Here is a 22,589-nt window from a genome sequence, read left to right as displayed (position 1 = left end):
TCTGATTCCATGGAAAACCTGATCAAGGGGCAGCGCCTGGCGCTGTCCGGCCTCGTCACGGGCAACGTCGTGCAACTGGGGCTCGCCAGCGCCGGCGTGCCGCTGGATTTTGCCTGTTTCGGCCTCGATGCCGCCGGTAAACTGTCCGACGACCGCTACATGACGTTCTTTAACCAGCCGCGCACGCCGTGCGGCGGCGTGGAAACTTCGGCGCCGTCCGGCGATGCGGCCGGCTTCAGCTACCAGCTGGACCGCTTGCCTGCATCCATCGACCGCCTCGTCGTCACTGCCGCCATCGATGGTGCCGCCACCATGGCGCAGCTGGGCAGCAGCTACCTGCGCCTGCTGGACGGCGGGCGCGAACTGGCCCGCTTCGCCTTTGCCGGGCCTGATTTTGCACAGGAAAAAGCCGTCATGCTGGGCGAGTTCTACCGCAAGGACGGCGGCTGGCGCTTCATGGCCGTGGGCCAGGGTTTCAACGGCGGCCTGGACGCGCTGGTCGCCCATTTCGGCGGCGAAGTGGCGCAGGCGGACGCGGCACCGGTGCCGGCGCCCAAGATTTCCTTGTCGAAAATTTCGCTGACCAAGGCGGGCCAGACGCACAAGGTGTCGCTGGAAAAGGGCGCGGGCGCGCCGAAAAAACTCACCGTCAAGGCCACCTGGGTGGATAACGGCGATGGCGACGACGATAACGACGACCTCGATTTAAGAGTCGGCATCCTCTTGCCGAACGGCCAGATGCGCTTCATCCAGGCGCCGGACACGGCCGGGAACTTCGACAGCATGCCTTTCGTGCGCCACTTGGGCGACGTGGCGGGCGCGGCGGGCAAGGAGCCTGCCACGGAAACGGTGGAAGTCAATCCTGCGCTGGCGCAACATTACGGCGGCACGGTGGGCCTCGTCTTCAGCGTGTATTCGGCGGTGGCCAACGGCGCCGTTTCCGTCGCGTCGATGCGGCCGAAGATGGTGATGCAATATGGCCAGCAGATCGTCGAGTGCGACTTCGATTTCCGCCTGTCCAAGGCGGCCGAGGACGATTCCGTCTACACCTATGTGATCGGCATGGCGCGCATCACGCCCGACAGCATCATCCTGGAACCGTCCGGCAAGACGTCCGAGCCCGGCAGCGAAGCGACGCCGTGGCTGAGCTGGCAGGGCGAGAACCTGCAACTGGCCTTCAACGGTCCCGTCGTCTTCAAGGGCGAGGACAAGGAAGACGAAGACGATTGCAATGCGGACAATCCGCGCCGCTATATTGCCTAGGAGACACTGATGGAAACCTTGTCCAAGGGACAGCGCTTGCCGCTGGCCAATCTCGTTCCCGACGGCGTGCTGCAGGTGGGCGTGGCTGCGCAGGGCCTGGCGCTCGACGTGGCCTGTTTCGGCCTCGACGGGGCCGGAAAACTGTCCGACGAGCGCTACATGACCTTTTTCAACCAGCCGCGCACCCCGTGCGGCGGCGTGGAAGCGCGCGCGGCGGGGGGGCAGGGCGGCGACATGGCCGAGTTTGCCTTGCAGCTGGCGCGCTTGCCGGCCGGCATAGACCGCCTCGTCGTGACGGCGTCCATCGATGGCGGCGGCGTGATGTCGCAGCTGCAAGCCGGCCACGTGCGCCTGCAGGCGGGCGGGCGCGAACTGGCCCGCTTCGCCTTCGCGGGCCTTGATTTTGCGCAAGAAAAGGCCGTCATGCTGGCCGAACTGTACCGCAAGGATGGCGGCTGGCGCTGCATGGCCGTGGGGCAAGGTTTTAATGGCGGACTCGATGCGCTGGTGCGCCACTTCGGCGGCGAAGTCGACCAGGCCGCTTCTGCTGCCCCTGCGGCGGCTTCGGCCGTCATGCAGGCGAAGATCAACCTGGAAAAACGGGTCGAACGGGAAGCGCCGCAACTGGTCAGCCTCGTCAAGCAGGCCGGCGTGTCGCTGCAGAAAGTGGGTTTGCTTGACCACCGCGCCAAGGTGTGTTTGTGCCTGGACATTTCCGGCTCCATGGGACGGCTGTATAAAGAGGGGCAGGTGCAGCGCTTTGCCGAACGCATCCTGGCCCTGGGCTGCAAGTTCGACGACGATGGTGAAATCGACGTTTTCTTGTTCGGCAAGAACGTCCACCATCCGGCGCCCATGGCCTTGAGCAACTGCAATACCTACGTGGGCCAGGCCATACAGCGCCATCCGCTGGAAGGCGACACGCGCTATGGCGCCGCCATGCAGGCGATACGCGCATTTTATTTCCCTGACGGGGCCGGCGGCGAGCGCACGCGGCCCGTCGCCGCGGAATTGCCCGTGTACGTGATGTTCGTCACCGATGGCGGCACGAGCGACCAGGCGACGACGGAGAAACAATTGCGCTGGGCCAGCCATGAGCCGATCTTCTGGCAATTCATGGGCATCGGCAAGGGGCGCAAGTCGAAAAGCAAGTTTCTCGCCGCCTTTGCCGATTCGGATTTCCCCTTCCTGGAAAAGCTCGACGAATTGCAGGGGCGCCTGGTCGACAATGCCAATTACTTTTCCGTCAGCTCGCCCGACGAGCACAGCGATGCGGAACTGTATGATTTATTGATGACGGAATATCCGGGCTGGCTGAAGCTGGCGCGCGGCAAGGGATTGTTGATGTAGCGCAAAGGTCATCGGATGAGGCTGTACGACCACAAGTGCAAGAGATTTGTAAATTGAAGTAAATAACAATGGTTCGCATTTGCTTTGCTCCTTGCAATCGTGGCATGCTTGAACTGTGCCCACACATGTGCCCTCACGCTGCGGCGTAGTGCCTCATCCGTAGCGTCTCGATTATTTTTTAAGCAAATGCATAAAATCCTCTTTCACTGTCTGGCGGGCGGCAGCCTGCTCGTTTCCGGCGGCGCTGTCCTGGCGCAAACCGTCACCGGCGATACCGTCGTCAAGCCCGCACCGGCCAAGGCGCCCGCCGTCGATGCTCCCGCTACCGTCAGCGTGACGGCCGAACGTCCTACGGGCCGCATCGACCGGCAAGTCTACGACGTCAAGTCCGACGTGGGCAGCAGCAATGGCACGGCGGCCGACGCCTTGAATAATGTGCCTTCGGTGGCCGTCGACCCCGATGGTTCCGTGTCCTTGCGCGGCAGCAGCAATGTACAGATATTGATCGATGGCAAACCGTCGGCCATGCTGCAGGGCGATTCACGCGGCGCCACGTTGAACGCCATGGCGGCTGACGATATCGAGTCCGTGGAAGTGATCAACAATCCCGGCGCCCAGTTCGGCAACGAAGCCGGTGGCGGGCCGATCCTGAACCTCGTGATGCGGCGCAACCGCAAGCCGGGCGGCTTTGCCACCGTCAACGCGAATGCGGGCATCGCCGGGCGCTACAACAGTGCCGTGTCCGGCACCTACAATGAAGGTCCCTGGGGCTACCAGGGCGGCATCAATGTGCGCCATGACGGCCGCAATTCCGTGGGCGAGGTCAGCCGCGAGCGCCTGGAGCGTGGCACGGGCGCCTTTGCCCCCAGCAGCCAGAGCTCCACCAGCAATGGCTTGAACGACTCGCTGGGCTTGCACGGCACCGTCAATTACAACCTGAATGCCAACGATACCCTGGCCGCCAGCGTGTCGTATAACGGCCGCAGCAATGACCAGCGCTCGCTCGACCGCTACATCAACGGCGACAGCACGGGCGGCACCATCGGCGACTATGTGCGCAGCACCGTGCGCAATGGCGACAGCCGTAACTACAGCTGGGGCGCGCGCTACGACCACAAGGGAGAATTGCCGGGCGAAACCCTGAAAATCGACTTGCGCGTGTCCTCGTCGACCAACGAGAGCGACAGCGATTACGCCAATACCTACGCGGTGACGCCCGTGAATGCCTTCGACAGCCGCGCGCGCCAGCACAGCGAGACGGGCAACCGCATCGTCGACTTCAGCGGCGACTACGAGCGTCCGCTGGCGGGCGGCACGGCCAAGCTGGGCTACAAGGTGGCCGACAACAAGAGCAGTTTCGACACTTTATATACGGACATCAATCCGGCCAGCCTGCTGGAGACCGTCAATCCCATGCGCAGCAACCGTTTCGAGCTCGACGAGCGCACCATCGCGCTTTACGGCTCCTACCAGATGCGATTGAGCGAACGCTGGGGCGCGCTGGCCGGCTTGCGCGCCGAGTACACGGACTTGAACGTGCGCCAGATCACCAGCAGCGTCGAGGCTGGCAACAATTACGTCAACTATATTCCCAGCCTGTTCGCCACCTATAAAGTCAGCGACGAGAGCAATTTGCGCTTCAGCTACGCGCACCGCATCCGCCGCCCGAATGCGGGCGATTTGAACCCCTACGTGGTCTACCGCGACGAGTTCAATGTGTCGGCCGGCAATCCCAAGCTGAAACCCACGCAGACGGACTCGTTCGAAATCGGCTATGAAACGAAGATCGCGGGCCTGGAAAGCAGCTTGCGCGCCTATCACCGGCGCGACACGGACGCCATCGTCGATTACCGCTATTTTATCAGCGACAATGTGCTGCTGACCACGCGGGAAAACGGCGAAGGCAGCCATTCGAGCGGCCTGGAATTCAGCGTCAGCGGCAAGCTGACGCCGTCCCTGACCCTGAACACGAGCGGCAACCTGGCGCGCAGCCAGCAGACGAGTTCCGACGACCTGGGCAACCGCAGCACGCGCACGGCCAACGCCCTGAGCGGCCGCGCGCGCCTCAATTACCAGATCAATGCGGATAATCAGCTGCAACTGGCCCTGCAAATGCAAGGCAAGATGCTGTCGGGACAGGGCTACCGCTCGCCGAACAACACGCTGAACCTCAGTTTACGCCACACGGTGACGCCGCAATTGAGCCTGGTCATGAATGTGACCGATGTGTTCAGCAGCAACAAGATGGAAACCGTCATCAACAGTGCTTCCTTGCGCGAGACGAGCACGCGGCGCTTCGATGGCCGCATGATTTATGTGGGGCTGTCGTACCGCCTGGGCGGCGCCACGTCGGCGGCGAAGGAGGGCGAACGGGAACCGCGCTTCGGTCCGCCGGGCGGACGCGGGCCAGGCGGCCCCGGCCCCGGCCCCGGTCCCGGCGGCCCGGGCGGCGAAGCAGGCTAGGCCGCCAGCGCGATTTCGTGCAGGAAGGCGATGAAATCGTCCGTATGGAGCTCGAAGCGCCACTCGCCTGCGCCATGTCTGGCGCGGTACACGGGCAAGTCGCCGTCGATGCTTCTTTCTTCCAGGTGCACGCAGTACGGGTCGCCGCCCGCATCGGCAATCACCACGAGCTTCGACTGCCAGTTCGCGATGTTGTGATGATGCACGGCATGGACTGAGTAGCCGTGCTGGGCCTTCACCAGCTCCGCCGCGCCGTACAGATGCAGGCCCTGCGGGAAGCGCTTGCCGTCGACATGCACGCGCAGCGGCGAATACCATTCCAGGAAACGGCGGTAGATTTCCGGCAAGACCCATTGCGCGTCGATCTCGGCCATGTCCTTGGCGCTGGCCATGGTCAGCCAGTTCGACGGTTGCGCCAGGTCTTGCTCGCGCTGGCGCCGCAGCGCCAGTTTCCGCTCCAGCAAGGCGGCTGCCATTTCCAGGCGCGACAGCGGCTTGGCCAGCGTCGCATGCGTGGCGGGTGCCTTGTAGCCTGCACCGTCCGGGTAGCCATCCGCTTGCCAGGCCAGCACGGCGCTGAGTCGCAGCTGTTCTGCCTTCCAGTGGCCGGGATCGGACGGCAAGCCCTGGTCAAACGGCTGGCGGCTGAACATGGCCAGGCTCTTGATCGCCTTGGCGCGCACTTCCAGCCTGGTGGCGCCGGACGCTGCCAGCGCCACCAGGGGCGCATACGCGTCCACGCCTGTACTTTTCAGCAAGCCATCGACGCCCCAGTACGCCAGTGCGGGCTGCTCCAGTGCCCAGGCGAAAAATGCCGCATGTTGACTGCCTTCCACCAGATGCACGATATCCGTCATCAAAAAGGTGCGCCAGTGCAGCAGTTGCCCATCGCGCGCATATGCCGTCAGGATATCGAGCACGGCCAGTCTGTCGTCCGCGGCATGCTTTTTCAGCAGCCGGTCCTTCAGCCTGGCGAACTTGCTGCCATCCGTTTCGTCAAACAGCTTGCGGTGCAGGGCGGCCAGCGGTGCGACCGCCATCAGACGGCCATCGCCGCCTTGATGGGCGCGTGGTGTTCATAGCCTTCCAGCGAGAAATCCGACGGCTCGATCTTTTCCAGCCATTCCGGCTCGTACTTGCCCGTCTTGGCGTAGTCGGGCACGCGGTCGGAAATGACGAAACGGGGCGCCGGGAACGGCGTGCGCTTGAGTTGCTCTTCCACCATGTCGAGGTGGTTTTCATAGATGTGCGCGTCGCCGATGAAGTAGGTGAACCAGCGCGGCGTGTAGCCCGTCAGGCGCGCCACCAGGTGCAGCAGGGCGGCGCCTTCGGCGATGTTGAACGGCGTGCCCAGGCCGATATCGTTGCTGCGCACATATAAGCACAGCGAGATTTCGCGCGTGCTGGCGTTCGGGATGAACTGGTACAGCAAATGGCAGGCGGGCAGGGCGACGGCGTCCAGCACGGCCGGGTTCCAGCCGTGGAACAGGATGCGGCGGCTGCCCGGGTTCGTCATGATGGTGTCCAGGCATTCGCGCAACTGGTCGACGGCCTTGTACAGCAGCACTTTTTGCACGCCGTCCTCGACGATGGGAGCGACCAGGGTAAAGCCGTTGGCTTGCGCGTCGGCAATCTGTGCCGGCTGGTCGGCGGCTAGCAGCTTATAGGCGGGCCATTGGCGCCATTGCACGCCGTACACGGGGCCCAGGTCATCCTCGCCTTCGCGGTAGGGGTTGGCCAGCCATTGCGCATTTTCATTGGCGTTCTGGTCCCACACCTTGCAACCGAGGGCGCGGAACTCGGCCGCGTTGCGCGAGGCGCGCAGGAAGGCGCACAATTCGCCGATCACGGATTTGAAAGCCAGTTTCTTGGTTGTCACGGCAGGGAAGTTGCCGTTGGCCAAGTCGAAACGCATCATGGCGCCCGGCACGCTCAGGGTGCGGATGCCCGTGCGGTTGTCTTGCCAGCTGCCCGTTTCGAGCACGGTCTTGATCAAATCTTGATATTGCTGCATGTATTTCTCCAACGGTAAGGATGGTGATTGTAACGCAGGCGCGACAGGCGGGCCGCGGCCCACGCACATAATTACGCTGTCGTCTTACCTGCAAACATGACTCTGTGGTAATTTGTGTGTCCTTAAAGAAATACATAGAAACGGCAGATGCTGCACCATGTTCTTGCGACAATTTGTAAATAATAATAACGCCGCCATGGTGGAGATGAGCAGGGCCGATTTTCTCAAGGCTAACCTGCGCCTGATCCTGGCCTGGCCCTTGCTGGGGCTGGTCCTGTGCGCAGTGCTGTGGACGGCCACCTTGCTGCAGCTGGAAGCGGAAAAGAAGGTAGCGCAGCAGCAGGCGCTTGACAGCGTCTCTTCGCTGTCGAAAGCGTATGGCCAGTATCTGCTGCGCACCCTGGAACAGATGGACCAGCTGACCTTGCAGCTCAAGTATGAATGGGAAAACTCGCGCGGCCAGCTGCGCCTCGACCAATTGAAGACGCAGGGCATGTATGCCTTGCCGCAATTTGCCATCGTCGCCATCCTCGACCGCAAGGGCCATCCCGTGACGGCCACGGCGCCGCTGCAGCGGCTGCGCGTCAACGAGCGCAGCGATTTTCTGTTGCGCCACTGGCGCAGCAATTCCAGCGCGCTGCGCATCGCGCTGGGGAGGGCCAGCGCGGCGGCTCCGTCTGCGCCGGGCGCCGGCGAAAGCCTCGTGCATTTCACGCGCCGGCTGGAAGACGAGGATGGCAACTTCGACGGCGTGCTGCTCATTTCCATCCATTCCAGCTATTTTTCCGAATTCTATAACAGCGTCAATTTTGGCAAGTTCGGCATGTCGGCCATGGTGGGCGAAGAGGGCGAGCTGTTCAGCACGCGCCTGGGCTCGCGCGTGCTGCCGACCCAGAGCGGCCAGGGCACGCCGTTTCTCGACACCAGCTTCCTGGAAACGGAGAGCGGCGCCCTGCATTCGGGCGGCAGGATAGCTTTTTCCGACAAGCAAAATCGCTATGTAGGCTGGCAGGCGCTGAAAGCCTATCCGTTTACGGCCGTGGTCGGACTGTCGGATGGCGAAATGCTGCATCCCTACGAGGAAACGCGCACGATTTATCTCGGCATTGCCCTGGCCGTCACCGTGCTGCTGCTGGCCTTTGCCGCCGTCGCCACCGTGCTGTCGCTGCGCCTGGCATGGCGCCACCACCAGTCCGAAGGCGTGCGCAATGCCTACCGCATGGCCACCGAAGGCACGAGCGACGGTTTTTATATCATCGCCGCCCTGCGCGGCACGGATGGCAGCATCCTCGATTTCGAGATCGTCGACTGCAACGAGCCGGGCGCCGGCTACTTCGGCGTGCGCCGCGAACAGTTGCTGGGCATGCGGCTGCAGTCGCGCGCTCACGAGCCGTATTTCCGCGACCTGATCCATAATTACCGGGCCGCCATGCAGTCCGGCTTTTCCGAGGAAGAGATCGAGTTGCCGGAAGGTAACCCATTCAAGCTGCGCTGGATACGCCGGCGCCTGGTGCGCAGCGGCGACCGCCTGGCCGTCACCCTGCAAGACATCAGCACGGCCAAGGAGCACGAGCGCGACTTGCGCCGCCTGGCCAATGAAGACGGTTTGACGGGCTTGCCCAACCGCTACTGGCTGCAGCAATTCCTGCCCGGCGCCCTGGGCCGCGCCGCCATCGCGCGGCACATGCTGGCGCTGCTGTTCATCGACCTGGACGGCTTCAAGGATATCAACGACACGCAGGGCCACGCGGAGGGCGACAAGGTGCTGCGCGCCGCCTCCCTGCGCCTGAAGGCCGTGCTGCGGCCGGGCGACCACGTGGTGCGCCTGGGCGGCGACGAATTCGTCGTCGTGCTCGACCCGGTGGAGGACGACAGCCGCGCCGAACAGGTGGCGCAGCGCATCGCCATCGCCTTCGACGAACCGTTTTACCTGGGCAGCGAACGCCACAAGATGGGCGCCTCGATCGGCATCAGCCTGTATCCGCGCGATGGGGCCGAGACGGAAGTGCTGCTGAAGAACGCCGACATCGCCATGTATGCCGTGAAAGTGGCGGGCAAGGGCCATCACCGCTTCTTCCAGCCGGAACTGTTCGAAACCATCCGCAACCGCCGCGAACTGGAACAAAGCCTGGTGGCGGCGCTGGAGCAGGATCAGTTCCTCGTCGTCTACCAGCCGCGCGTCGACGCCATGAGCGGGCAGCTGTGCAGCATGGAGGCGCTGGTGCGCTGGCAGCATCCGCAGCACGGCATGGTGCCGCCGCTGGAATTCATTCCCGTGGCCGAGAGCAGCGGCCTCATTTCCCAGTTGGGCGAAGTCGTCATCGAAAAGGTATGCCTGCAGATGGCGCGCTGGCAATCCAGCGGACTGGAACTGGTGCCCGTGTCCATCAACGTGTCGGCGCGCCAGTTCGGCCGCGGCGACGTGCATCAGGTGCTGGCGTCCGCGTTGACGCGCCACCGCATCGATGCGCGCCTGATCGAGGTGGAAATCACGGAATCGGCCATGATGGATGAACAGAACCGCGCCGTGGAGCAGTTGTCCGCCATCCGCGCGCTGGGCGTGCGCCTGCTGGTCGACGATTTCGGCACCGGTTATTCTTCGCTGTCGCAGCTGCAGAAGTTCGCCATGGATGGCTTGAAGATCGACCGCGCCTTCACCATGGAGCTGGGCCGCTCGGAGCAGGGCGAAGTGTTCGTGCGCGCCATCCTGTCGATGGCGCATGCGCTGGGCATGAGCGTGGTGGCCGAAGGGGTGGAGACGCGCGAGCAGCTCGACATCCTGCGCGCGCTGCAATGCAATGAGGTGCAGGGCTATTTCATCTCGCGCCCCGTGCCGGCGGAACAGATGCTGTCGCTGATGCATCAGCGCTTTCTGATACCGCTGCCAGCCCCTGCATTGGCACGGTAGACGGTCGTATGCGCAAGAAAAACAACGCCGTTTCATAAAAAGAGCGAACGTTCGCTTTTTTCTAAAAAATATTATATGCTTCGCTCATGCCGTCAGTGAATTGGAGTTCACGGCGGCAAGAACAGTGCAGGACGGGTGAGGTTGAGCTACCCGAGACAATGTGACGAAGACACTTCATATAATAAAGAGAGACTAACTTGAAACATAAATATCTGCCCCTCCTCATCGCCGTCGCATGCGCCGGCTTCGCTTCCACCGCCCAGGCATCGGGCTACCGTTTCGGTTCGCAAAGCGTTTCCGCCCAGGGCACGGCCGATGCCAGCGGCGCCGAAGCGGCCGACGCATCGACCATTTTCTACAACCCGGCCGGCCTGTCGCGCCTGGAAGGCACGCAGTTCGTTGGCGGCGGCACCATCGTCGTACCGCATTCGACCTACCAGGATACGGGCTCGAAGCAGTTCTGGAAGGGTAATCGCACGCCATTTACTGCCACCAAGGACTACGCGCCGGACGCCGTGGTCGCGCCTGCGCTGTATGCGAGCAAAAAGATCAATGATCAATGGACGGTCGGTGCCGGCCTGTTCGTGCCGTACGGCGCCAAGCTCGATTACGGCAATGACTGGACCGGCCGTTATGCGATCACCAATATCAAGCTCGAAGCGATCGCCCTGAATCCTTCCGTGTCGTTCAAGCTGGACCAGCATCACTCGTTCGGTTTCGGCGTGACGGCTGAATACATGAAGGCGGAACTGGGCCAGGGCGTGGACGTGCCGGGCACCGTAGCTTTCCTGGGCGAAAAAGCGCCAGCCGCATCGGCTGCCTTCCTTGGCAATATCCTGAAAACGCAAGGCATGGCGGCGTTTACTTCCGCGAAAAATGCGCTGCAAGGCCAGATCAAGGATGGCCACGCGTCGATGGACGGTCATGACTGGGGCTTTGGCTTCAATCTCGGCTATCTGTACCAGTTGAACGAAGGCACGCGTTTCGGTATCGCTTACCGCTCGTCGATTTCGCACAAGCTCAAAGGCAGCACCATCTGGGACTTCTCGCAAGTGACGAGCAATGCCGCCGTGAACGGTTTTATCGCCGCCGCATCGAACAAGGTCAATTCCAAGGCGCTGGTCGAACTGCGCACGCCGGAAACCCTGTCGGTCAATGCCTTCCACCAGATGGATGATCGTTGGGCCTTGATGGGCGACGTCACCTGGACCCGCACCTCGCGCCTGGAAAACCTGGATATCCAGTTCCCACCGACGGCTGAAGGCCCGGAACGCATCCGCCAGAACTGGAAAGACACCTACCGTGTTTCGTTGGGCACCAACTACAAGTACAACGAAAACCTGCTGCTGCGCGCCGGTATCGCGCATGACCAGGCGCCAGTGCGCAGCGCGGAACTGCGTCACCCGGCCTTGCCGGACAGCGACCGCATGCAGTACTCGATCGGCGCGAACTGGAAGCTGAACGCGAACTCCTCGCTGGATCTGGCCTACAGCTATATCGACTTCAAGGACGCCAGTGTCAACTACACGAATAACTGCTCGCCGGTGACCGCTGGCTGCACCGGCAACGGTGAAACCACCAAGGGCCTGTTCAAGACCCGCATGCAGTTGATCGGTCTCGCTTATAACTACAAGTTCTAAGCAGGTAGTGGCGGCCAACCCGGCCGCCATGAAAGGAAAAAAGCGCCTTCGGGCGCTTTTTTTTTAGGCCGCGCCGCACGAAACTTGCTTTTCGAAAAATGTTGATTCATTATTGGAATGAAACCGGATGCAGGTCTGGATGGACATGAAAACCGACAAGGGCATGACATGCAAATTGACATTGATCAAAGCGGCGATGCGTCATCGCTGACGGCGGCGGGCGCCAGCCCATGGGCTCTATGCGGTGCCACCCGCGGCGGCAAGGCCTGGCCATGAGCGCCACGTTTCCTGCTTTGCCGCCGACTTTCGTGCGGCCTGGCTTCGGCGACGTACCCGTCGGCGCGGTGGTCGCCTTTGCCGGGGACAGCGCCGGTGCGCATATCGAGGCGAGCGGCTGGATGCCGTGCGACGGCCGCACGCTGGCCGCCGCCAGCTATCCCGAGCTGTTCGTCGTGCTCGGCTATCTGCATGGCGGTTCGGACGAGCAATTCTGCCTGCCCGACTACCGGGGCAGCTGTTTGTGCAGCTACGCTGCCGCTGCTTCCGCGCCGACAGAGATCGGCGTCAGCTACCTGATCAAATTTACCTACGGTTTGCGGACACGGTAGCGATTCCCGCTTTGCCGGCTCGCTGGCGCAGCTGCAGGCGCTGCGCTGCGCTGCGCTGCTGACGCCGGCCTGGCGGGAAGCCGGGGTCTAGGTGCGCATGGCCTGGTCCAGCAGGCTCAAGGCATGCCGCACGCTGTCGTCGGGCAATTCCAGCAAGTTATCCCCCACATACCACTCCACCACGCTGTGCCCGGGCAGGGCGGCGTGGCTGGCGCGGCCGAACAGCCAGATGCCGTGGTCGGCGGCCACCTGGTTGCGGATGGCGATGGCCCGTTCGCGCGACACGGGCAAGTGCAGGTGCAGCATGTTCGCTTGCGGCTGGGCAGGGTTGACGGTGATCGATGGAAAATCGCGCAGCAGCGCGTACAGCCACTGCGTGCGTTCGAAATAGCGTGGCATGGCGGCCAGGCGTGCATCGAACTGCATGGCGGCGGCCACCACCCAGGGCGTGCGGTGCACGATATTGCCGCCCTGGCGGCGGAACCACTCGCGCGCCCGTTCGACGAACGGCCGGCTGCCGGCCAGCATGGCGCCGCCGAGGCCGCCGATGCCTTTGTACAGCGACACATACACGGAATCGTAGCCGTCGCAGATGGCGGGCAGCGGTTGCTTGAAACCGGCTTGCGCTTCCCACAGGCGCGCGCCATCCATGTGCAGGTGAATATTGTGTTCGCGGCAATGCTGCTTGATCTGGGTCAAGTCTTCCCAGGAAGGGCACTGGCCGCCGATTTCGCGCATCGGCAGTTCCAGCTGCGCGGCGCCCAGATGATCGGGCACGGCGCGCAAGTCGGCCACCGTCCACGGGCGGTGCGGGTCGCCGATCATCAAACCCTTGAAGTGATCGAGCAATTCATGGTTGCCCCGCTCGTGGCGCAGGATGTGCGAGGTGGGATGCAGCGCCACCAGGCGCGAGCCCCGGTCCTGGCAGGCCAGGCGCAGGGCCGTGACCTGCGTCATGGTGCCCGTGATGCAGAACACGGCCGCCTCGAAACCGAGCAGGCTGGCGATCTTGTTCTCGAACTGTTCGATCAGCGCGCCTTCGCCATAGGTGTCGTGCGCAACGTCGTTGGTCTCGCACCAGGCGGCCATGGCGGCGAAGGTGGCCGCTGGCGTGGGCTGGCGGTGGCCCGGCAGGATGGTGTGGCAGCGCTGGCGCAGTTCAAGCTCGTTCACGGCGGTTTCCTTACAGGGTGGCTGTGGCCAGTTTTGCGCCGAAGCCGATGAACATGGCGCCCACGCCGCCGCCCATGCCGGCCGACAGGCGGCGACGGCGGCGGAAGGTCTCGGCCAGGCGCGCGCCGACAAAGATGATGGCCGTCAAGTAGGTAAAGCTGATCACCTGGCAGATCAGGCCCAGGCCGATGAAGGACAGCACGGGGTTCGGGAAGGCCGGGTCGACGAACTGGATGAAAAACGAAATGAAGAACAAAATGGCCTTCGGGTTCATCAGGCTGATGATCAGCGCCTTGCGGAATGGGGCGCTTTCCTTGACGGGCGCTGGCGCGGCAGGCGCTTCACCGTCGGCCGGCGCGGTCGCGCGCAGCTTGCGCCAGCATTGGACCAGCATCTGCAGGCCGATCCAGCCCAGGTAGGCCGCGCCGATGTATTTCACCACATAGAACAGGGCCGGGCTGGCTTTCAGCAGCGAGGCCACGCCGCAGGCCGACAGCACCATCAGTATCAGGTCGCCCGCGAAGATGCCGAAGGCGCCCTGGTAGGCGGGACGCACGCCGCGCTGGGCGGCGACCGACAGCACGTACATGGAATTGGGGCCGGGCAGGATGACGATGAAGATGGTCCCCAGTAAAAAGGTCCAGAAATCGGTGATACCCAGGTTGGCGTGGAAAAGTGCGTTCATGATTATTCCGCTGGATTGAGCTGTACGTGATGGAATTGCAGTGCGGCAAGATTCGCATAGATGCCCCCGAGCGCAACCAGCGATGCATGCGTGCCCGTCTCGACGATCTTGCCGTCTTCCATGACGACGATGCGGTCGGCCCGCTGCACGGTCGCCAGGCGGTGCGCGATGATGACGGTGGTGCGGCCCACCATGGCCGCTTCCAGCGCCTTTTGCACCAGGCGTTCCGATTCCGCGTCCAGCGCGCTGGTGGCTTCATCGAGCAGCAGCAGCGGCGGGTTTTTCAGCAGGGCGCGGGCGATGGCGATGCGCTGGCGCTGGCCGCCGGACAGGCGCACGCCCCGTTCGCCGAGGAAGGATTTGTAGCCGTTCGGCAGGCGCTCGATGAATTCGTGGGCAGCCGCCATTTTCGCGGCCGCGATGACTTCTTCGTCGCTGGCGCCGGCGCGGCCGTAGCGGATGTTTTCCATGGCGTCGGCCGAGAAGATCACCGTATCCTGCGGCACGATGCCGATGGCGTCGCGCAGCGTGTGCAGGTCGAGTTGCTTGATGTCGACGCCATCGAGGCGGATGCTGCCGCTTTGCGGGTCATAAAAGCGCAGGAACAGCTGGAACAGCGTGGTCTTGCCGGCGCCGGAAGGGCCGACGACGGCCACCGTTTCGCCGGCGCGGATGTCGAGGCTGACGTGGTCCAGCGCGTGGGTGTCCGGGCGCGACGGATACGAGAACATGACATTGTCCAATGTCAAGGCGGCGCCGGTCGCGGCGCGCGCAGGCAGCGGCAGCGGCGTGGCCGGGGAGGCGATTTCCGACTTGACGGCCATCAGTTCCAGCAGGCGCTCGGTGGCGCCGGCGGCGCGCTGCGCTTCGCCCATGACTTCGGACAGGGCGCCGATGGCGCCGGCCACGATGGACGCGTACAGGATGAACTGGCCCAGGTCTCCGCCCGTCATCGAGCCTTCCAGCACGGCGCGCGCACCCAGCCACAAGACGAACACGATGGTGCCGAAGACCAGCAAAATTGCGATCATGGTCAGCAGAGCGCGGGCGCGGATGCGGCGCATGGCCGTCATGAAGGCGCCTTCGACGGAGTCGCCAAAGCGTTTCGATTCGATTTTCTCGTGCGTGAACGCTTGCACGGTAGGCATGGCGTTGAGGATTTCGCCGGCCATGGCCGACGCGTCGGCGATGCGGTCCTGCGAGTCGCGCGACAGCTTGCGCACCTTGCGGCCAAACACGATGATGGGCACGACGACGAGGATCAACAGGCCGATGATGATGCCCGCCAGCTTGGCGCTCGTGACGAACAGCATCACCAGGCCGCCCAGGAACAGCAGCACATTGCGCAGCGCCATGGAGATGCTGGTGCCGACCACGGCTTGTATCAATGTCGTGTCGGTGGTGATGCGCGACAGGACTTCGCCCGTCTGCGTGGTTTCAAAGAATTCGGGGCTTTGCGTGACGACGTGGCGGTACACGGCGCTGCGGATGTCGGCCGTGACCCGTTCGCCCAGCCAAGACACCGTGTAAAAACGCGCGGCCGTGGCCAGCGCCAGGATGGACGCCACGCCGAACAGGGCGAGGAAGACCAGGTCGACGTGCTGGATGCTCTTCGAGCCGGCCGCGCCGCCGAAACCCAGGTCGATCATCTGCTTGAAGGCGGCGGGAATGGCCAGGGTGGAGGCGGCGGCCACCACCAGCGCGATACCGGCCAGGAAGAACTGCTTGCGGTACGGCGTCAAAAAGGGCATCAAGCCCTTGAAGGCGGCCAGGCTGCCTTTTTTCAGCTCGCGGCTGGTGCCGGTGTCGGGAGTCGGTGCGGTGCTTGCGGCGGTTGCTGTACTCGTACTGCCTGTTTCTGTGCTGGTTGTCATTGTTTTTCGCTTAGTATTTACTGTATTTTGTACTGCTTATAACTTCATCGGCTGAACATAGCCCGTCATTTCCAGGTAGGCGCGGCCTACCGGCTGGCCGTCGCGCTCCACCGTCACGGCGCCTTCCCAGTACACGGCGCCCGTCGAGCGGCGCGAATCGAGTTCCTGGTCTGCCTGCAGCGGCTTGATCTGCCAGCGCGTGGCGCCCGTGCGGATTTCGGTGGCGACCGGGTATTCGGCCTGCGTGCGGGGCGAGCGCCACAGCTGCGTGGGCGTGAAATCGACGTCGCCGGGCGCGAACTGCGTCATCTTACCGGACGCGTCGCGCCATGTCGCGTGCGCCCATAGTTTAGCACCTGTCCTGCTGCGGATCTGGAAGGCCATCAGGGCGCCGCCGTCGTCGAGGTTGGCGCCTATCCAGTTCCAGCCGCTGGCGTCCGCATCGAGCACCTGGCTGGACCACTCGTGATCGAGCCAGGTGGCGCCCGTCACGGCTTCCGGCTTGCCGCCGGCGCGCGCGATCGTGCCCGTCGTGCGCAACTGCGGCTTGCTGTAATAGTAACTCGATTGCGCGGGCCGGGCGCCCTTGCGCGAGTAGCCGCCAACGCCTTGCAGCAGCACGGGCTGCGTGGGCGCGAGGGTCAGCTGCAAGTTGAATTCGCGCGCGGCCAGGCTGACCCGGTAGCTGCCGTCCGCCTGCCGCTGCATGCGCCAGTCGTCGAGTTTCACGTCCGTGTCGCCCACCTTGGCGTAGGCCAGGCCGAAACCCTCGCGCGCGCTTTTCTCGTCGTGCAGCAGTTTGCCCACCTTGGGGTCGGACAGGGCCGCATGGCCGATGATCAGCTGTTTCGGCGCAAACGCGCTGGAGTTGTCCGCATCGGTGGCCGTGGCGCTGCGAAAGAAGGTTACCTGGTAGCCCAGTTGTTCGCCGCCGGCGGTTTTGACCCATCCCGTGGCGTACCACCATTCCGTTTTATACGCGGGATGGGCGCCGAAATCGTGCGGCAGGCGCAGGGTCTGGCCGGCCGGCAGCGGCGTGACGGGGGCGAAGATGGGCGGCGCGGCGATGGCGGCGGCGCTGCAGAACGCGAACAAAAGAGTCAAACGGCGCATTACCAGTCCTCCCTGACGGCGCGGATGGGGCCAGCGGACAAGGCTTGTCTGCCCGCGATCAGCGCCGTGGCGGCGGCCGCCGTCAGCAGGGCTGCCGCCACGGTGGCGATCAAGGGCCACGGCAGGTGCAGCTGCATGGTCCAGTGGAACGATTGCGGATTGACGATGAAGACGAGCACAAAGCTGATCAGCAGGCCCAGGATGAAACCGGTGGCGATGCCCAGCGCCGTCAGCGCGCCGCCTTCGAGCGCCAGGATGGACAATATCTGCCCGCGCGTCACGCCCACGTGGCGCAGCATGCCGAATTCGCGGGCGCGCGCCAGGGTTTGCGCGGAAAACGTGGCGGCCACGCCGAACAGGCCGATGACGATGGCGATGGCTTCCAGCAGATACGTGACGGCGAAGCTGCGGTCGAAGATCTGCAGGCTCAGGGCGCGGATGGCCGACGGATTCGACACTTCCAGGCTGGCGCCGAACGGTAGCGCTTTCAGGCGCTGCTGCAGCGCGTCGCCCGTGGCGTCCTTGGCCAGCCACAGGGCGGCGTCGCTGACGTCCATGTCGCCGGTCAAGGCGCGGTAGTCGTCCAGCGGCATCTGGATGGCGCCGGACGAGCGCGCGTAGTCGCGCCAGATGCCGGCGACGAAGAACTGGTGCAAGCCGCCTGCCAGCGGCAGGGCTATCTGCTGGCCCGGTTTGACGTTGTACAGGTCGGCCGCCGCCTCCGACAGCCACACGGGCCGGCTGCCTGCCGGCACGGGCAGTGTTTCACCCACCAGCACCATGCTCTTGCCCGGATCGGGCAAATGGATGGGGCGCGCCAGCAGCGCCACGTTCGGGCGGTCGGGCGCCAGCGACAGCGAGCGCACGCGCTGGAAATCCACCCTGGCCACCTCGGGCAGGGCGGCGATGCTGGCCTGTTCGCGTGGATTCAAGCCTGCCGTGCCGCCGCTGGCGGCGGTGCGCGCGTACACGTCGGCCGGCAAGATCTGCAGCAGCCAGTCGTCGACGGAAACGCGGAAACTCGACACCATGATGGCCATTGCCACCATCAGGCTGAAACTCGACAGCACGCCGCCGAGGGCGATGCCGGCCTGGCCCGAGGCGTTCGCCAGGCGGGCCAGGGTCAGGCTGCGCACGGGCGCATGCAGGCTGGTGTCCGTGCGCAGCCAGGCGCGCTGCAGGAAGCGGAAGACGACGGCGGCCAGCTGCGGCATCAGGGCGATGGCGCCGATCAGCAGCAGCGCGATGGACAGGTAGCCGAACAGGGGCAGCTCGAACACGGGCGGCAGGAACGTCAGGGCGCCGGCCAGCAGCAAACAAGCCAGCGCGGGCCAGGTTTTCGCCAGGCGCGTCGTCACGACTTCCTCGCTGCCCGATTTCAGGGCGATGGCGGGCGCCGCGCGCGCCGCTTCCAGCGCGGGCGCGGCGCAGCCCAGCAGGGCCACGCCGAGGCCGAGGATAAAGTAGACGAAGGCGGCGACGGGCGTGAACTGCACCTGCGGCTGCACGCCCGCGAAATAGCCGGCGCCCAGGTCGCCGCCGAAAAAGCGCAGGGCCACGGCCGCCATGGCGTAGCCGCCCGCGATGCCCAGGCCGGCGCCGACGATGCCGAGGCTGGCGCCTTCCAGCAGCACCTGGCGCAGCAGCCGGCCCCGTTCCATGCCCAGCACGCGCAGCAGCGCGAACTGGCCGCGGCGGCGGATGACGGACAGCGCCTGCGTGGAAAAGACGAGGAACGCCCCCGTAAACAGGGCGACGAGGGCCAGCACCGTCAGGTTGACCCGGTAGGCGCGGCTGAGGTTATTGTTGCGGCTATTCTGGTTCTCGTCATTGGGCTGGCCTACCTGGAAACGCCCCGGGTACTGCGCTTCCAGCGCCCGCGCCAACTCGGCCTGGAAGGCGTCGCGGTTGACGCCCTGGCGCAGTTTCAAGTCGATGCGCGACAGCTTGCCCAGCTTGTTGAAGCGCCACTGCGCCGCGCCGATATCCATCACGGCGATGCGCTGGCCGGCGCGCGCGCGCTGCAGCGAACCGGCCACGCGCAGCGGCACCGTGCCCGTGCCCGATTGCAGGGCGACCTGGCCGCCTTCGGCCACTTTGAGCCAGCGCAAGGCGGCCGGCGATAGGAAGACGGCGTCGTCGGCCAGGGTGTCGAAAGGCTGGCCTTCGGCCGGTGCGCCGATCAGGTCGGGCGAGATGAAGCCGGCGCGGAAGACGTCGAGCGCCAGGATGTGCAGCGGGCCGCCGTCCTTCTTGCCGGCCACCGTGGCCTGCAGTTCCAGCACGGGCGAAGCGACGGCCACGCCGTCGCGCTGCGCCAGCCATGGGTAGACGGCTTCGTCGAACAGCGCTTCGCGCCCGGCCACCTGCACGTCGGCCTGGCCGGACAGGCTTTTCACGGCCGTGGAAAATTCATTGAAGGCGGCCGCGTTGATCAGGTGGATGGCAAATCCCAGCGACACGCCGATGGCGATGGCCAGGATGGCGACGAAGGCGCGCACGGGATGCGCGCGCCATTCGCCCAGCAGCAGCCAGCGCGACAGCAGGCGCGTGCCCGCAGGATCGGCTGCCGGCGCACTCAATGCAGGCATTCGACGGCCAGGCGTTCGCCGGCGCGCCGTGCTTTCAATTGCGCCGCATCGCGGTTTTTGTCGCCCGCGCCGACGGCGTCCTGCGCCGCCCATTTCTGTTCCAGCCGTAGCTGGGCGCAATGCTTGTCACGCGCCTCAAGCTGCCTGGCGGCCCGTTCGCGCGCCTGGTCTGCCAGATTTTCCTGTTTCTTGCGTGCCGCCTCCAGCTGGCTGGCCACCCGCTCCTGGCGCGTGGCCGCACCCTTGTCGACGGCAGGCGGCGGTGCGGGGATTTCCAGGATTTGCAGCTGGCCGGCCGTGCATGGCGTGGCGCTATAGCTGCTCTGGCCATCCTTCACGCACTTGTAGACGTCCTGCGCACTGGCGGAACCGGCCAGCAAGGCCATGGCGCATAGCAGGAGGAGCAGGAGGGATGGCGTTTTCACAGGATTTTCCCAGGATTCATGATGTTCTGCGGGTCCAGCGCCTGCTTCACTGCGCGCATCAGCTGCAGTTCCAGCGGCGACTTGTAGTGCGCGAGATCCGCCTTTTTCAGCGCGCCGATGCCGTGTTCGGCCGATATCGAGCCGCCAAAGCCGTGGACCTGGTCATGCACGATGCGGTTGATCGCATCCTGGTTGGCGAGGAAATCCTGGTCCGTCATGCCGGGGGGCGGCGCCACGTTGTAATGCAGGTTGCCGTCGCCCAGGTGGCCGAAGCACACGAGCTGGCAGCCGGGGAAGGCTGACTCCAGGGCCGCATCCGTGATGGCGATGAAGTCGGCGATGCGGGAAATCGGCAGCGAGATATCGTGCTTGATGTTCTTGCCCGCCTGCGCCTGCGCCAGCGGAATGTGTTCGCGCAGCTGCCACAGTCCCTCGGACTGCGCCACGGAACTGGCGACGACGGCGTCTTCGATCAACTCGTCTTCCAGGGCCGCGCCGATGCTCGCTTCCAGCAATTCCACGGCGTGCGCCTCGGACTGGCTGCTGGACAATTCCAGCAGCACATATTGTCCATGCGCGTCGGCGAAAGGCCGCGGCAGTTGGGGGAACTGCTGCGCCACCAGTTGCAGACAGTACTGCGACATCAACTCAAAACCCGTCAGGCTGGCGCCGCAATGGTCCTGCATCAGGCTTAACAAGCGCAGGGCGTGGGCGGGCGAGGGCATGGCGGCCAGCGCCGTGATGCTGGCTTTCGGCTGCGGGTACAACTTCATGACCGCGCCCGTGATCACGCCCAGGGTGCCTTCGGCGCCGATGTACAGGTCGCGCAAATCGTAGCCGGTATTGTCCTTGCGCAAGCCGCGCAAGCCGCTCCAGATCTCGCCCTGCGGCGTGACCACTTCCAGGCCCAGGCACAGCTCGCGCGTGTTGCCGTAACGCAGTACGGCCGTGCCGCCCGCATTCGTCGCCAGGTTGCCGCCGATGGTGCAGCTGCCTTCGGCCGCCAGCGACAGGGGGAACAGGCAACCGGCGGCGCTGGCCGCTTCCTGGATGGTTTGCAGGATGCAGCCCGCGTCCACCGTGATGGTGCGGTTGACGGGATCGAGCGCGCGGATGCCGTTCAGGCGCGCCAGCGACAGCACCACGGCCGTGCCGGCGGCGTCGGGGATGCTGCCCAGCACCAGGCCCGTGTTGCCCCCTTGCGGCACGACCGGGACGTGCCATTGGGCGCAGGCGCGCAGGATGGCGGCCACTTGCTCCACGGTGGCGGGACGCAGCACGGCCAGGGCTTTGCCGGTAAACCGGTCGCGCCAGTCGGTGAGGAAGGGCGCCGTGTCGGCATCGGCAGTGAGGACGTAGGCGTCGCCCAGCAGCTCGCGGCAGGCGGCGAGGAAGTCGGCTTTTTCAGTCATTTCTTGATGCTCACTTTAGTCACTTTTTCCAGCAGTTCCCTGGCCATGCGCTTGGCGGCCTTTTTATATGGGCGCAGATACAGCACGGCGCAGGCAAAATAGATGCAGACGATGGCCGCCTCGCCCCAGGCCATCCGGGCCGAGATGGGGTTCGTGTCGCTGTAGCCGCGCACCACGCCTTCCGTGAAATACAGCAGGATTACCATCGACGACCATTGCAGGGTGTAGACGTCGCGCTTGATGACGCCGTACAGGGGAATGAGCAGGGGCGCCGCTTTCAGCACGACCCAGGAACCGCCCGGCTGCAGCGGCGCGACGACGGTTTCCCACAGCACGCACCAGACGATCAGGGTGACGAGGCTGGCGATGGCGCCCCAGTGAAAATACTTGTGCAGTGCGCCGTGCATCATGCGCCTGCCAGTTTCGCGGCGTTTTCCGCCAGGCGCCGGCCCAGGGCGATGGCCAGGCGTTTTTCATCTTCGCTCAGGGCCTTGTCGCCGGCTATGCCCGACCAGTGCGTGGCGCCGTACGGCGAGCCGCCCGTGGACGTCGTCATCAGTTCCGGGTAAGTGTAGGGCAGGCCCATGACCAGCATGCCGTGGTGGAAGAGGGGGATCATCATCGACAGCAGGGTCGATTCCTGGCCGCCGTGCAGGCTGCCCGTGGACGTGAACACGCAGGCGGGCTTGCCGGACAGGCTGCCGGCCAGCCAGTCGCTGGCCGTGCCGTCCCAGAAGTACTTCATGGCGGCGGCCATGTTGCCGAAGCGCGTGGGCGAGCCCAGGGCCAGGCCCGCGCATTCCTGCAAGTCTTCCAGTTCCACATAGGGAGCGCCAGCGGGCGGCACTTCCGGCGCCGTCGCCTCCGTCACCGTCGAGACGGCGGGCACGGTGCGCAGGCGGGCGTCGCAACCGGGCACGCTTTCCACTCCCTGGGCTATCAGCTCGGCCAGCTGGCGCGTGGCGCCATGGCGTGAATAAAACAATACGAGAATAATCAGATTGGTTGGCTTCATCATTGGTATTATAGGGCGCTTTACAGCCTGATACGACTGCTGTCATGGCGCCGTT

General features: G+C 64.5%; 17 protein-coding genes. 6 read left to right on the top strand and 11 right to left on the bottom strand.

The features are described from left to right. Nucleotides 1–9 precede the first annotated feature (9 nt). The 3 genes from BZG29_RS17415 to BZG29_RS17405 all read left to right on the top strand — a co-directional run bounded on the left by BZG29_RS17415 (nt 10) and on the right by BZG29_RS17405 (nt 5,076). Nucleotides 10–1,263 carry a TerD family protein gene (locus BZG29_RS17415; protein ID WP_077405534.1) on the top strand — a complete coding sequence of 418 codons (1,254 nt, stop codon included), beginning with the start codon at nt 10–12 and terminating at the stop codon, nt 1,261–1,263. Between the two features lie 9 nt (nt 1,264–1,272). After that, nucleotides 1,273–2,613: a VWA domain-containing protein gene (locus tag BZG29_RS17410; RefSeq protein ID WP_077405531.1), complete on the top strand. Its 1,341-nt coding sequence runs from the start codon at nt 1,273–1,275 to the stop codon at nt 2,611–2,613. A gap of 186 nt (nt 2,614–2,799) precedes the next feature. Beyond that, a complete protein-coding gene (locus BZG29_RS17405) occupies nt 2,800–5,076 on the top strand; it encodes an outer membrane beta-barrel family protein (RefSeq protein ID WP_077405528.1) in 2,277 nt (758 codons plus the stop codon). Here the strand turns inward: BZG29_RS17405 and BZG29_RS17400 are convergent. Next, complete coding sequence (locus BZG29_RS17400) at nt 5,073–6,116, bottom strand: SMI1/KNR4 family protein (protein WP_077405524.1); 1,044 nt, start codon at nt 6,114–6,116, stop codon at nt 5,073–5,075. The two genes, BZG29_RS17405 and BZG29_RS17400, sit on opposite strands and share 4 nt — an antisense overlap. Beyond that, nucleotides 6,116–7,090, bottom strand: coding sequence for a thymidylate synthase (locus BZG29_RS17395; protein WP_077405521.1), 975 nt, complete (start codon nt 7,088–7,090; stop codon nt 6,116–6,118). The genes BZG29_RS17400 and BZG29_RS17395 overlap by 1 nt, the downstream gene beginning before the upstream one ends. 205 nt (nt 7,091–7,295) lie before the next feature. Between BZG29_RS17395 and BZG29_RS17390 the strand changes: the two genes are divergently transcribed. The 3 genes from BZG29_RS17390 (at nt 7,296) to BZG29_RS17380 (ending at nt 12,246) form a co-directional block, all read left to right on the top strand. Beyond that, nucleotides 7,296–9,998 carry an EAL domain-containing protein gene (locus BZG29_RS17390; RefSeq protein WP_253192621.1) on the top strand — a complete coding sequence of 901 codons (2,703 nt, stop codon included), beginning with the start codon at nt 7,296–7,298 and terminating at the stop codon, nt 9,996–9,998. A 197-nt stretch (nt 9,999–10,195) separates the two neighbouring features. After that, nucleotides 10,196–11,638 carry an OmpP1/FadL family transporter gene (locus BZG29_RS17385; protein WP_077405514.1) on the top strand — a complete coding sequence of 481 codons (1,443 nt, stop codon included), beginning with the start codon at nt 10,196–10,198 and terminating at the stop codon, nt 11,636–11,638. A gap of 230 nt (nt 11,639–11,868) precedes the next feature. Beyond that, on the top strand, nt 11,869–12,246 hold the full coding sequence (locus tag BZG29_RS17380) for a phage tail protein (protein ID WP_253192620.1): 378 nt from the start codon (nt 11,869–11,871) through the stop codon (nt 12,244–12,246). Between the two features lie 87 nt (nt 12,247–12,333). Here BZG29_RS17380 and BZG29_RS17375 read toward each other — a convergent pair whose 3' ends face one another. From BZG29_RS17375 to wrbA, 9 genes are read right to left on the bottom strand one after another with little or no spacing between them, the layout of a single operon-like run. Further along, the gene (locus BZG29_RS17375; RefSeq protein ID WP_077405508.1) at nt 12,334–13,419 is read right to left on the bottom strand and encodes a low specificity L-threonine aldolase; all 1,086 of its coding nucleotides are present in this window, start codon (nt 13,417–13,419) and stop codon (nt 12,334–12,336) included. A 10-nt stretch (nt 13,420–13,429) separates the two neighbouring features. Further along, the gene (gene leuE / locus BZG29_RS17370; RefSeq protein WP_077405505.1) at nt 13,430–14,104 is read right to left on the bottom strand and encodes a leucine efflux protein LeuE; all 675 of its coding nucleotides are present in this window, start codon (nt 14,102–14,104) and stop codon (nt 13,430–13,432) included. A gap of 2 nt (nt 14,105–14,106) precedes the next feature. After that, a complete protein-coding gene (locus BZG29_RS17365; protein ID WP_077405502.1) occupies nt 14,107–15,978 on the bottom strand; it encodes an ABC transporter transmembrane domain-containing protein in 1,872 nt (623 codons plus the stop codon). Nucleotides 15,979–16,014: 36 nt separating this feature from the next. Beyond that, complete coding sequence (locus BZG29_RS17360) at nt 16,015–17,091, bottom strand: carotenoid 1,2-hydratase (RefSeq protein ID WP_077405499.1); 1,077 nt, start codon at nt 17,089–17,091, stop codon at nt 16,015–16,017. Next, the gene (locus tag BZG29_RS17355) at nt 17,091–19,682 is read right to left on the bottom strand and encodes an ABC transporter permease (RefSeq protein WP_077405496.1); all 2,592 of its coding nucleotides are present in this window, start codon (nt 19,680–19,682) and stop codon (nt 17,091–17,093) included. The genes BZG29_RS17360 and BZG29_RS17355 overlap by 1 nt, the downstream gene beginning before the upstream one ends. After that, the gene (locus BZG29_RS17350) at nt 19,670–20,107 is read right to left on the bottom strand and encodes a DUF4124 domain-containing protein (RefSeq protein ID WP_150130975.1); all 438 of its coding nucleotides are present in this window, start codon (nt 20,105–20,107) and stop codon (nt 19,670–19,672) included. Before BZG29_RS17350 ends, BZG29_RS17355 begins: the two co-directional genes overlap by 13 nt. Next, on the bottom strand, nt 20,104–21,519 hold the full coding sequence (locus tag BZG29_RS17345) for an FAD-binding oxidoreductase (protein WP_077405491.1): 1,416 nt from the start codon (nt 21,517–21,519) through the stop codon (nt 20,104–20,106). The genes BZG29_RS17350 and BZG29_RS17345 overlap by 4 nt, the downstream gene beginning before the upstream one ends. After that, nucleotides 21,516–21,929: a DUF2069 domain-containing protein gene (locus BZG29_RS17340; RefSeq protein WP_077405488.1), complete on the bottom strand. Its 414-nt coding sequence runs from the start codon at nt 21,927–21,929 to the stop codon at nt 21,516–21,518. The genes BZG29_RS17345 and BZG29_RS17340 overlap by 4 nt, the downstream gene beginning before the upstream one ends. Further along, nucleotides 21,926–22,534 carry an NAD(P)H:quinone oxidoreductase gene (gene wrbA / locus BZG29_RS17335; RefSeq protein ID WP_077409156.1) on the bottom strand — a complete coding sequence of 203 codons (609 nt, stop codon included), beginning with the start codon at nt 22,532–22,534 and terminating at the stop codon, nt 21,926–21,928. The genes BZG29_RS17340 and wrbA overlap by 4 nt, the downstream gene beginning before the upstream one ends. Between the last annotated feature and the right edge of the window lie 55 nt (nt 22,535–22,589).

It is taken from the genome of Janthinobacterium sp. LM6 (assembly GCF_002002885.1).
Lineage (GTDB): Bacteria > Pseudomonadota > Gammaproteobacteria > Burkholderiales > Burkholderiaceae_D > Janthinobacterium > Janthinobacterium kumbetense.
Note: the sequence above shows the minus strand (reverse complement) of the source record. Positions and strands in the feature narration are given on the sequence as shown.